This window comes from Nonomuraea sp. NPDC050691, from assembly GCF_040654455.1.
Lineage (GTDB): Bacteria > Actinomycetota > Actinomycetes > Streptosporangiales > Streptosporangiaceae > Nonomuraea.
This window is the reverse complement of sequence record NZ_JBFAIA010000226.1, coordinates 1-11,202: the sequence shown is the minus strand read 5'-3', so window position 1 is coordinate 11,202 and position 11,202 is coordinate 1. Positions and strand designations below refer to the sequence as shown.

9 protein-coding genes are annotated in these 11,202 nt (G+C 73.1%); 4 read left to right on the top strand and 5 right to left on the bottom strand.

The genetic code is table 11. The annotated features are described in order from the left end of the window. The 4 genes from AB0H81_RS40625 to ilvD form a co-directional block, all read right to left on the bottom strand. On the bottom strand, positions 1-1,690 hold a 1,690-nt coding region (locus AB0H81_RS40625), incomplete at its 3' end, for a hydantoinase B/oxoprolinase family protein (RefSeq protein ID WP_358386501.1). Beyond that, a complete protein-coding gene (locus AB0H81_RS40620) occupies positions 1,687-3,765 on the bottom strand; it encodes a hydantoinase/oxoprolinase family protein (protein ID WP_358386498.1) in 2,079 nt (692 codons plus the stop codon). The genes AB0H81_RS40625 and AB0H81_RS40620, both read right to left, overlap by 4 nt. A gap of 93 nt (positions 3,766-3,858) precedes the next feature. Next, positions 3,859-4,353, bottom strand: a complete 495-nt coding sequence (locus AB0H81_RS40615; protein ID WP_358386496.1) for a WYL domain-containing protein — start codon at positions 4,351-4,353, stop codon at positions 3,859-3,861. 138 nt (positions 4,354-4,491) lie between these two features. Further along, the gene (gene ilvD, locus AB0H81_RS40610; protein ID WP_358386494.1) at positions 4,492-6,330 is read right to left on the bottom strand and encodes a dihydroxy-acid dehydratase; all 1,839 of its coding nucleotides are present in this window, start codon (positions 6,328-6,330) and stop codon (positions 4,492-4,494) included. A gap of 190 nt (positions 6,331-6,520) precedes the next feature. Between ilvD and AB0H81_RS40605 the strand changes: the two genes are divergently transcribed. Genes AB0H81_RS40605 through AB0H81_RS40595 form a run of 3 tightly spaced genes read left to right on the top strand, consistent with a single transcriptional unit; the run spans position 6,521 to position 9,704 of the window. Next, the gene (locus AB0H81_RS40605; protein ID WP_358386491.1) at positions 6,521-7,075 is read left to right on the top strand and encodes an ATP-binding cassette domain-containing protein; all 555 of its coding nucleotides are present in this window, start codon (positions 6,521-6,523) and stop codon (positions 7,073-7,075) included. A gap of 8 nt (positions 7,076-7,083) precedes the next feature. Next, entirely contained in the window at positions 7,084-9,141 is a 2,058-nt protein-coding gene (locus tag AB0H81_RS40600; RefSeq protein ID WP_358386489.1) for a YhgE/Pip domain-containing protein, read from the top strand. Continuing rightward, on the top strand, positions 9,138-9,704 hold the full coding sequence (locus AB0H81_RS40595; RefSeq protein ID WP_358386487.1) for a TetR/AcrR family transcriptional regulator: 567 nt from the start codon (positions 9,138-9,140) through the stop codon (positions 9,702-9,704). Before AB0H81_RS40600 ends, AB0H81_RS40595 begins: the two co-directional genes overlap by 4 nt. An 18-nt stretch (positions 9,705-9,722) precedes the next feature. Here AB0H81_RS40595 and AB0H81_RS40590 read toward each other — a convergent pair whose 3' ends face one another. After that, positions 9,723-10,568 (bottom strand): nuclease-related domain-containing protein, encoded by an 846-nt coding sequence (locus AB0H81_RS40590; RefSeq protein ID WP_358386485.1) that lies wholly within the window; start codon positions 10,566-10,568, stop codon positions 9,723-9,725. A 139-nt stretch (positions 10,569-10,707) separates the two neighbouring features. On the opposite strand from AB0H81_RS40590, the gene AB0H81_RS40585 reads away from it, so the two are divergent. Beyond that, positions 10,708-11,202: amidase (locus AB0H81_RS40585; RefSeq protein WP_358386482.1), on the top strand; the 495-nt coding region annotated here is incomplete at its 3' end.

Below are 11,202 nucleotides of genomic sequence, written 5' to 3'. Positions count from 1 at the left end.
CCCCGCCCCCGGCGGCCGGCGGCGGGGGGGGGTGCTGCGGGGGCGGCAGCTGCACCGCCCCCGCCCCCGCGCCCGCCCCCCCGCCGGGGCGCCGCGCACGGTCCGGCGGGAGGAGGGCTCCCGCGGGGCCGTACCCGCCGCCGCCTCCCGACTCGCAGCGCAATACGTCGCCCGCCACGACCGGCAGGGCGTTGACCTTGAGCATGTGCCGCTCACCCTCCCTGCCCGGGTTGAGCGTGACGCGCGGCGGCGCGCCCGGCTCGCCGCCCGCCAGGCCCCACGCCGGGGTGACCGACCGCTCGAACCACAGCGACAGCGAGGTGTCGGCGCAGAACTCGTACTCGCGGACCACACCGTCACCGCCCCGCCACCGGCCCGCGCCACCGCTGCCGGGCCGCACCTCGTACCGGGTGACCCGGACGGGGAACAGCGTCTCCAGCACCTCGATCGGCATGTCGCGCAGCGAGCCGTTCACGTTGTTGATCAGGCAGGTCTCGCCGTCGCCGCCCTCCCAGGCGCCCCAGCCGCCGACCGTTGCCTCCTGCGAGACGTACAGCTTGCCGGTGCGCGGGTCGGTGCCCGTGAGCTGGACGATCATGGAGTCGCCGTACGAGGCCGCGGCGGCCCGCTCCGGCATCACCGGCGCCAGCGCCCTGACCACGAGGTCGATGAGCAGCCCGAGGTGCGAGTAGTAGTACTGGCAGGCGGCGGGGGTGCGGGCGGCCAGCATGGAGCCGGGCCGGGTCTCCACCGACAGCGGCCGGAACGAGCCGCCGTTGAGCGGCACGTCGCCCGACACGAGCAGCTTGTAGCCCACCCGCACCGCGGCCACCGCCTGGGCCGCGCCGCAGTTGACCGGGCCGGTCGCCTGGTCGGCGCAGTCGGTCAGGTCCACGCGCATCGACTCGCCCGACACCGTGACCGTGACGTTCACCGGGAGGGGCGTCGCGAGGTCGATGCCGTCGTTGTCGAGGTACCCGCCGGCCCGGTACACGCCGTCGGGGATGGCGGCGATCGCGGCCCGCTCCATGCGCTCGGTCTGGGCGAAGATCTCGTCGCGGGCGGCCATGACCGTGCCGAGGCCCCACCGGGTGACGATCTCGGTCAGCCGCCGCTGCCCCATGAGGACACAGCTCACCTGGGCGCGCAGGTCGCCGAGCGTGGCGTGCGGGAAGCGGACGTTGGCCCCGATCACCTCGTGCAGGTCCACGCGGGGCCGCCCGCCCTCGTACACCTTGACCGGGCCCAGCCGCAGCCCCTCCTGGAAGATGGAGGTGGAGTCCATGGAGCCGCCGGGGTCCTTCGAGCCGACGTCCAGCCAGTGCGCCCGCGACGCCGCGAACCCGGCCAGCTCGCCCCCCACGAAGATCGGCCCGTACACGGTGACGTCGTTGAGGTGCGTGCCGCCGATGTAGGAGTCGTTCAGCGCCCACACGTCGCCCTCGCGCCAGACCTCGGGCCCGTGGCGGCGCTCGGTCTCGCGGGTGCACACCTCCAGATTGCCCAGGAAGATCGGCAGGCCGGACGACTGGCCGAGCACGTCGTGGTCGCGGTCGAGCAGCGCGACCGCGCAGTCCTTGGCCTCGTAGATGACGGGCGTGTAGGAGCTGCGGATGAGCGTGGTGTTCATGTCCTCCGCCGCTTGGACGAGCGCGCAGCGGATGATCTCCGTGGTCACGGGGTCGATCACTGGTCCACCTTCACGATGAGGAAGCCGTTGCCGTCGACCGTGGCCAGGCACCCGGGCGGGACGACCGTCGTCGCGGTCTCCTCCACCACGATGGCCGGCCCGGCCAGCTCTCCGTCGAGGTGCGCGCGGCGCAGCACCGGCGTGCGGTGCACGGCGCCGTCGAACACCACATCCCGTACGGCCGGCGCCGCCTCCCCGGTGACGTCCGGGGCGCCGGCCGCGGCGCGGGGGAAGGACCCGAGCCCGGTGCTGCGCAGCATGACGAACTCCACCGGGGCCTCGGGTGTGGCGTGGCCGTAGCGGCTGGTGTGGGCCTCGGCGAAGCGGGCCGCGATCTCCGTGAGGAAGCCGGGCCCGGCCGGTTCGCCGGCCTCGCGCAGCGGGATCGTCAGCGTGTAGTCCTGGCCCTCGTAGCGCATGTCCACGGCGTGCTCCACCAGGCGCCGCTCCGCGGGCACGCCCTGCTCGGCCAGCGCCTCCAGGGCCTGGGCCTCCAGGGCGGCGAGGCGGCCGGCCAGATCGGTCCCGTCGAGGACGTCCTGCGGCCGGAAGTACGGGTGCGTCAGGTCGCGCCGCACCTCGGCCTCCAGCATGCCCCACGCGGAGAACGCGCCGGGGAAGCGCGGGATGACGACCTCCGAGATGCCCAGCTCGCGGGCGATGAAGACGGCGTGCATGGCGCCCGCCCCGCCGAAGGCGACGAGCGAGAACTCGCGCGGCTCCACCCCGTGCTCCACCGTGAGGGTGCGGATGGCCTGGGCCATCTTGGCGTTGGCCACGGCGCAGACGCCCTCGGCCAGCTCCAGCGGGTCGAGGGCCAGCTCGTCGGCGAGCGTGGCGACGGCGGCGCCGGCCGCCTCCACGTCGAGGTCCATGAGGCCGCCGGCGAACCACTCGGGGTCCACCCGGCCCAGCACCACGTTCGCGTCGGTGACCGTGGGCCGCGTGCCGCCCCGGCCGTAGCAGGCGGGCCCGGGCACCGCGCCGGCCGACTCGGGGCCGACCCGCAGCGCGCCCGCCTCCGCGTACGCGATGGAGCCGCCGCCCGCGCCGATCGTGTGCAGGTTGACGACGGGCATCAGCACGGGATGGCCCTCGATGCGCGCCTCGGCGCTGACGTCGGGACGGCCGTCGACGACCAGCGACACGTCGAACGACGTGCCGCCCATGTCCACGCAGATCGCGTTGCGGCGGCCGAGCAGCCGGGCCGCGGCGACACCGCCCATGGTGCCGCCCACCGGCCCGGACAGCAGCGTCTGCAGCGGCCTGCGCATGGCGTGGGCGGCGTTGACCAGCCCGCCGGACGACTGCATGACGTGGACGGGCACGTTCAGCCCGCGCTCGGCGAAGCGCCGCTCGACCTCGGCCAGGTAGCGGCGGACGACGGGCCCGGTGTACGCCTCCAGGACGGCCGAGGAGGTGCGCTCGTACTCGCGCCATTCGCGGGCCACCTGGTGCGACAGCACGACGAGGACGTCGTCGCGGTGTCGCGCGCATGAGGGGCCGTCGCGGTGTCGCGCGCTTGGGGGGTCGTCGCCGAGTTCCTCCCGCAGGATCTCCCCGGCGCGGACCTCGTGGCGCGGGTCGGCGTACGAGAACAGCAGGCACACGGCGACCGCGTCGAACCCTTCCTCGCGTACCCGCCGGGCCGCTCGCCGCACGCCCTCCTCGTCCAGTGGGACGAGTTCCTCGCCGCGCCAGTCGAGCCGGCCGCCCACCTCGGTCACGTCGTCGGCGGGGACCAGCGGGACGGGCTTGCGGTAGCGCAGGTCGAACATGCGGTCACGGTTGCCGCGGGCGATCCGGTAGACGTCGCCGGCTCCCGTGCTCGCCAGCAGGAGCACCCGCGCGCCCTTGCGCTCCAGCAGGGCGTTGAGCCCCTGGGTGGTGCCGTGCACGAAGTACGAGATCCGCGAGGGGTCGTCGACGACCTGGCCGAGGGCGGCGAACACGCCCTCGGCCAGGTCGTGGGGGGTGGTGGACGCCTTCGACGCCACGACGGACCCGGTCGTCTCGTCGTAGCGGACGACGTCGGTGAAGGTGCCGCCGATGTCCATGGCGACGCGATAGCTCATGCCGTGAACGGTATGCGCTCGGTGCCGCGCCGGCATGTGTGGCGTGCACAGCCGGACGCGGCCCGCGGTGCGTCGCGCTCAACGCGTCGGGGTCTACGCCGCCCTGGCGCGCTTGCGGCGCTGGAACGGCAGGAACCGGTCGGCCAGGTGGGGGCGCGACGGGGTCAGCGTCGGCTCGACCGCGAGGATGCGGTCGAACCGGAACGCCCGGATGGCGCGGCGCATCCGGCACACCCCGACGAGATACCAGTATTCGCGGTGGACCAGGCACGTCACCGGCTCGACGTCGCGGATCGTGACGTGGCCGCCGGCGTCGCAGTAGTGCAGGCGGATCATCATGCGGCTGGTGATGGCGTCGGCGATGAGGCGGGCCCGGGAGGCGACCTCCACGGGCAGCGGGTCGGTGAGCGTCGCGAGGGTGGTGGCGATGACGTCGTCGTCGAGCTCCAGGTGCTCGAGAGCGTGTTGCAGGCCGCGCCTTGCGGTGACGGCCTGGGGGCCCGTGCCGAGGTGGGCCAGGGAGAGAGCGAGGGCGGCGATCTCGGCGGTCGTCAGCGGGCGGGTGGTGGGCTTCACGACTCTAGCCATACCCCCACGATAGAGACCGCCACCGACATTTTTCGAAAGCGTGTACGCAAGGAAGGGGACACTGACCCCGGAGACAGCCGCGCCCGGCGCCCCTCGAACGGGAGCGCCGGGCGGCGGAAAGGCGGACGTGAGTGTCGGTCAGCGGGAGAGCTGGGTGAGGTCGCGCGAGGCGCCGGTCGAGGCGGACGTGGTCATCGCCGCGTACGCCTGGAGCGCCGCGCTGACCGGCCGCTCGCGGTCGCGCGGGCGGTAGCCGCCGAGGTCGGCCAGCAGCCGCTCGCGTCGCGCCGCCAGCTCCGCCTCCGGCACCCGCAGCTCCATGGAACGCGCCGGGATGTCGATGTCGATGATGTCGCCGTCCTCGACGAGCGCGATCGCGCCGCCCTCGGCGGCCTCCGGGGAGGCGTGGCCGATCGACAGGCCGGACGTGCCGCCGGAGAAGCGCCCGTCGGTCACGAGCGCGCACGCCTTGCCCAGCCCCCTGCCCTTGAGGAACGAGGTCGGGTAGAGCATCTCCTGCATGCCGGGGCCGCCCTTGGGGCCCTCGTAGCGGATGACCACCACGTCGCCCTCGCGCACCCGCCCGCCGAGGATGCCCTCGACGGCCTGCTCCTGCGACTCGAACACGACGGCCGGCCCGCTGAAGCGCCAGATCGACTCGTCGACCCCGGCCGTCTTGACCACGGCGCCGTCGCGGGCGATGTTGCCGTAGAGCACGGCCAGGCCGCCGTCGGCGGTGTAGGCGTGCTCGCGGTCGCGCACGCAGCCCTCGGCGCGGTCGACGTCGAGGGAGTCCCAGCGGTTGTCCTGGGAGTACGGCTTGACCGTGCGGACGTTGCCCGGCGCGGCGTGCCACAGCTCGACGGCCTCGGGCAGCACCGAGGGCGAGCACGGGTCCCACCGGCCCAGCACCTCGCCGAGGGTGAGCCCGTTGACCGTGGGCACGTCGCGGTGGAGCAGCCCGGCGCGGTCGAGCTCGCCCAGGATGGCCGGGATGCCGCCGGCGCGGTGGACGTCCTCGATGTGGTACTTGTTCGTCGCGGGCGCCACCTTGCACAGGCACGGCACGCGCAGCGAGATCTCGTTGATCTCCTTGAGGCCGAAGTCGACGCCCGCCTCGCGGGCCGCGGCCAGGATGTGCAGGATCGTGTTGGTCGAGCCGCCCATGGCCACGTCGAGCGTCATCGCGTTCTCGAACGCGTCGCGCGTGGCGATCGAGCGCGGCAGCACCGACTCGTCGTCGTCCTCGTAGTAGCGCCGGGTGATCTCGACGAGCTGCCGGCCGGCGTCCTGGAACAGCTTCTTGCGCGCCTTGTGGGTGGCCAGGATCGTGCCGTTGCCGGGCAGCGCCAGGCCCATGGCCTCGGCCAGGCAGTTCATCGAGTTGGCGGTGAACATGCCGGAGCACGACCCGCAGGTCGGGCAGGCCTGCTCCTCCATCTCCAGCAGCTCGGCGTCGGTGACCGAGTCGTCGGCCGCGGCGACCATGGGGTCGACCAGGTCGAGCTTGCGGCCGGGCGTCTTGCCGGCCTCCATGGGGCCGCCCGAGACGAAGACCGTCGGGATGTTGAGCCGGAACGCGGCCAGCAGCATGCCGGGGGTGATCTTGTCGCAGTTGGAGACGCAGATGAGCGCGTCGGCGCAGTGGGCGTTGACCATGTACTCGACCGCGTCGGCGATCAGCTCGCGCGAGGGCAGGGAGTAGAGCATGCCGCCGTGGCCCATGGCGATGCCGTCGTCGACGGCGATCGTGTTGAACTCGCGCGGGATCGCCCCGGCCTCGCGGATCGCGGCCGAGACCACGTCGCCGACCTCGCGCAGGTGAACGTGACCGGGCACGAACTGCGTGAAGCTGTTGGCCACGGCGATGATGGGCTTGCCGAAGTCGCCCCCCGCTACACCGGTGGCGCGGAGCAGGGCCCGCGCGCCGACCATGTTCCTGCCGTGGGTGACCGTTCGTGACCTGAGGGCGGGCATTGTGCTTCTCCCATCGCTTTCCAGTCATCACATCGTACGGCCATCGCCCGGCTGCTGAGACGGCGCGTCCACGCCTCGGACATTTCTCTCCCGCCTCCTGGGACGCGGCTCCGGGGACCCCCAAATCAGTCCAAAGCGGGCGTAAGCTAGCCTTTGTACTGACCGGTCAGTTCAAAGAAGGGGAGTCGTCGTGATCGTCGCCAAGGGCCTGTCCGTGGAGGGGGTGTACGCCGGCGTCTCCCTGGAGGCCGGAGCCGGCACCCTCACCGCCGTCGCCGGTCCCACCGGCAGCGGCCGCACCAGCCTGCTCCTCACGCTGGCCGGGCGGATGAGGCCCACGGCGGGCACTCTTGCCGTGGCGGGCCACGTCAAACCCCGCGCCATCCGCAAGGTGGCCGCCCTGGCCCTCGTGGACGGCGTGACCGACCTCGACCGGTCGCTGACGGTCGGGGAGCACCTGCGTGAACGCGGGCGCGGCCCGTACCCGAAGCTGATCGAGCGGGCCGGCCTGGACGCGGGGGAGCGGACGCTCGTCCGCGAGCTCGACCGCGAGGGGCAGGTGCGCCTCGGCGTCGCCCTCGCCCTGCTCGACGACCCCAAGGTCATCGTCGCCGACAACGTGGACGCCGGCCTGCCGCCCGACCGGCAGGAGGCGCTCTGGACCCTGCTCGCCGGGCTCGGCCCCGCCGTGGTCGCCTCGTGCGTGACCCCGCCCACCCGCTACGACCACCTCGTGGAGCTGTGATGAAAGGCATGCTGCGGTCGAGACTGACCAGGATGGCGCTGGCGGCGGTCGTCGTGCTGCCCTTGCTGTACGCGGGCCTGTACCTGTGGTCGTTCTGGGACCCGCAGGGCAACCTGGACCGCGTTCCCGTCGCGCTGGTCATGGAGGACCGCCCCGCCACGACCGGCGGCAAGACGCTCGACGCCGGCCGGGACCTGGCCGAGGAACTCCGTGAGCGCCACGTCTTCAACTGGCACGAGGCGACGCCCCGGCAGGCCGCCGACGGCGTCAGGGACGGCAGCTACTACCTGTCCCTGACCGTCCCCGCCGACTTCAGCTCCCGGCTGGCCTCGCCGTCGGACGACGCCGCCACGCCCGCCCCCGCCCAGCTCGGCGTCCGCGTCGACACCGGCCGCAGCTACATCATCGGCAGCATCTCCGACGCCGTGTTCAACGAGGTACGGGCCGCCGCCGAGCGCACCGTCGTCCACGACTACTTCGACCGGGTCTTCATCTCCATCGGCGACATCCACGACAAGACCACCGAGGCCGCCGACGGCGCCGACCGGCTGCACGAGGGCACGGTCAAGGCCGGCGACGGCGTCTCCAAGCTCAACAGCGGCCTCGGCACCGCCGAGAGCGGCGCGCGTCAGCTCTCCACCGGCCTCGACACCGCCGGAAGCGCCACCACCCGCCTGCGCGACGGCTCCGCGAAGATCACCGACGGCATCACGCAGGCCCAGCGCGGCATCGGCCAGTTGCGCGGCGGCCTGGCCAAGCTGCGCAGCCAGGGCACCGCCCCGCTGCGGCAGGGCGCCCGGGAGGCGTCCGCCAAGGTCCACGCCCAGACCCGTACGGTCGACCAGCTCGCCGACAGGTACGTCCCCCTCCTCAACGAGTACGGCCCCGAGGTCGCCAGTGCCGCCGAGCGGGTCGCCGACCAGGCCGACAAGCTCCAGGACCCCGAGGCCGCCGAGCTGAGCGCCGCCGCGCGCGAGCTGGCCGCCACCGCCCGCAAGATCGCCCAGGTCGCTCCGCAGCTGGGCCCGCGCGTGAGCCAGGTCAGGAAGCAGGTCGACCAGCTCGACGCCGGCCTGGCCAAGCTCGCCGCCGGAGCCGCCAAGATCGACAGCAGCGTCGGCAAGGCAGGTCAGGGCGCCGACAAGCTGTACCAGGGCGCCACCCGGCTGCGCTCCGGCTCGGCCCAGGTCACCGGCGGCCTCACGCGACTCGGCGGCGGCCTGACCCGGCTCGGCGACGGCGCCGACCGGCTCTCCTCGGGCGTGGACCGGCTGCACGACGGCGCCGGCCAGGTCGACAAGGGCCTGTCACGGCTGGCCAAGGGCTCCAAGGACCTCGCCACCGGCCTCGGCGACGGCGCCGAGAAGATCCCCGACTACGACGCCCAGGAGCGCGACGCCCGCGCCGACATGATGAGCGACCCGGTGCGCCTGGACAAGGACGTGGACAACGAGGTGCCCAACTACGGCACCGGCTTCGCCCCGTTCTTTCTTCCCCTGGCGCTCTGGGTCGGTGCGATGATCGCGTACATGGTGCTCAAGCCCCTCAACCAGCGGCGGCTGGCCGGCACGACAGGCGCGCTGCGGATCGCGCTGTCCGGCTGGTTCCCGGCGCTCACGCTCGGCGCCGCGCAGGTCGGCGTGCTGGCGGCCGTGCTGCGGTTCGGCCTCGGCCTGGAGGCCGCGAACTGGGCCGGCGTGATCGGACTGCTCCTGCTGACCGCCGCGGCCTTCCTCGCGGTGGTGCAGGCGGTCAACGCGCTGCTCGGCCCGCCCGGCCGGGTCGTCGCGCTGGCGCTGCTCATGCTCCAGCTCACCTCCGCGGCGGGCACGTACCCGATCGAGACCTCGCCCGGCTTCTTCCAGACCATCTCGCCGTGGCTGCCGATGAGCTGGGTCGTGGCGGCGCTGCGCCGGCTGATCAGCGGCGGCGACCCGACCGTGGTCTGGCAGACGTGCGGCGTGCTCACCGCCTTCCTCCTGCTGGGACTCGCGCTCACCACGCTCGCCGTCGATCGGGGCCGCACCTGGACGGTCAAGCGGCTGCACCCGGAGCTGTCGCTGTGAGCCGGCAGGACACCCGGTCGAAGGTGTTCGCGGCGGCCGTCGAGCTGATCGCCGAGCAGGGCTACACCGCCACGACCGTCGAGGCCATCGCCGAGCGGGCCGGGGTGGCCAAGGGCACCGTCTTCTACAACTTCGGCAGCAAGGAGGCGCTGTTCGGCGCGCTGCTGGAGCACTCGATCGACCGGCTGGCCGGCGCCCTGGCCGCCGCCGACACCGGCGCGAGCGCCCTGGAGGCGCTCGACTCCGTCGTCCTCGGCCAGCTCCGCTTCTTCGAGGAGCACGGCCCGCTCGCGCGGGTGCTGCTGGCCGAGATGTGGCGGACCGCCTGGCAGCAGGCCGTGGCGCAGCTGCGCGACCAGGCGCTCGGCGTCTACGCGGGCGTGCTGCGCCGGGCCGTGCGGGACGGGGAGGTCAGGGCCGACCTCGACGTGGAGACCGCGGCCACCGCCGTGTTCGGCATGGTGCTCACGGTCTCCATCGAACGGCGGGCCCTCTACCCCGACCGGCCTGTGGAGCGCACCCACGCCACGCTGGTGGAGCTGCTGCACGGCCGGATCAGGTGAGGCCGGCTCCGGGGACGGTCAGTCCTCGCCGTAGCGGGCCGGCAGCACCTCGGCGGCGATCTCGTACAGGCGCTGGATCTCGGCGTCGGTCAGCGCCCGCTCGCGCTTGGTGATCCACTTGCGGGCGCGGCCGCCCTCGTAGACGTCCACCCCGCGGATCGTCATGATCTTCCAGGGCACCGCCGGGCCGTAGATGGCCAGGGAGGGCACGACCTGCACGTCGCGGCCGTACGCCTCGCTGATCAGCTCGCTGGCCGCCGACGCCTCCATCTTCGCCTCGGAGAGACGGGCCTTCTTGTCGAACGGGCCGTGGAAGAGCTTCTTGCCCATCTGCACGCGGACGGGCAGCCGCTTGTCCCACTTCTCCGAGTCGACCGCGTACACGCCCGTCGGCCCGACGACGAGGTGGTCGATCTGGGCCTCGGTGTTGGGGATCGCCCGCGCGTGCAGGGTGCGGTAGCCGTTGCGCTCCAGCTTGCGCAGCTGGGCCTCGGTGCGCCGCTCCGCGACGGAGGCGCGCCGCCAGGCCGGCACGGTCGAGTGCGACCGGGCCCGGTAGACCGCGTCGGCGATCGCCGCGATGACGCCCGCCGTGACGCCCAGCCGCCAGTCGCTCAGCAGGAAGCCCGCGACCAGCGCCACGGCCACCATCAGCAGCGCGCGATTGCGCAGGTTGCGGTAGCGGGGCTGCTCGATCAGGCTGCGCACGGAGACGCGCACGACGGGCACGGACGCGGGGTCCGAGCGCTCGGCGCCGGTCTGCGCGGCACCGGCCGGCTCGGCGTCGGTGTCGGTCTCGGGTCGGTCGCTCACCCAGATGGGCGACGTGCTGTGACCGTCTTCTCGCTGGTGGTCGGAGTCCACGCGATTCACCGTAGCCGGTGGCGATCGTCGATTCCTAGTGTTGCCCCGTCCATAGTTTTATGGCTCAGGTCACTGTGTCCTGCGCCGGATTTCCGGGTATCTATTACGTTCTTCGCCTGAGATCCCTAGTGTGCGTAACGTGCGAGACCTTCACGAGCTAACCGCACTCGAGCAGGCGCAGGCCGTCCGCGACCAGGTCGTCTCGCCGGTCGAGCTCACCCGCCACTACCTCGACCGGATCGAGCGCATCGACCCCCGCGTGGGCGCGTACGTGACCGTGACCGCCGAGAGAGCCCTCGAACAGGCGCGCCACCTGGAGAAGGAACTGCCGGACGGACCGCTCGCCGGCGTGCCCGTCCCGGTCAAGGACCTGAACCTGGTCAAGGACGTGCCGATCATGTTCGGCTCGGCGACGTACCGGGAGTTCGTCTCGCCCGTGGACGACACGGTCGTCGAGCGGCTGCGCGACGCCGGGACGGTCATGCTGGGCAAGACCGCCACGCCCGAGTTCGGCCTGCCGTGTTACACCGAGACGGCCGTCTCGCCGCCCGCGCGTTCGCCCTGGGACCCCGCCACGTCCGCCGGCGGGTCGAGCGGCGGCGCGGCGGCCGCGGTGGGGGCGGAGGGGCGTGGT

Excerpts from the sequence above, each read along its gene's own strand:
- AB0H81_RS40620 (WP_358386498.1), bottom strand. The coding sequence starts at position 3,765 with ATGAGCTATCGCGTCGCCATGGACATCGGCGGCACCTTCACCGACGTC.
- AB0H81_RS40600 (WP_358386489.1), top strand. The coding sequence starts at position 7,084 with ATGCTGCGGTCGAGACTGACCAGGATGGCGCTGGCGGCGGTCGTCGTG.
- ilvD (WP_358386494.1), bottom strand. The coding sequence starts at position 6,330 with ATGCCCGCCCTCAGGTCACGAACGGTCACCCACGGCAGGAACATGGTC.
- AB0H81_RS40615 (WP_358386496.1), bottom strand. The coding sequence starts at position 4,353 with ATGGCTAGAGTCGTGAAGCCCACCACCCGCCCGCTGACGACCGCCGAG.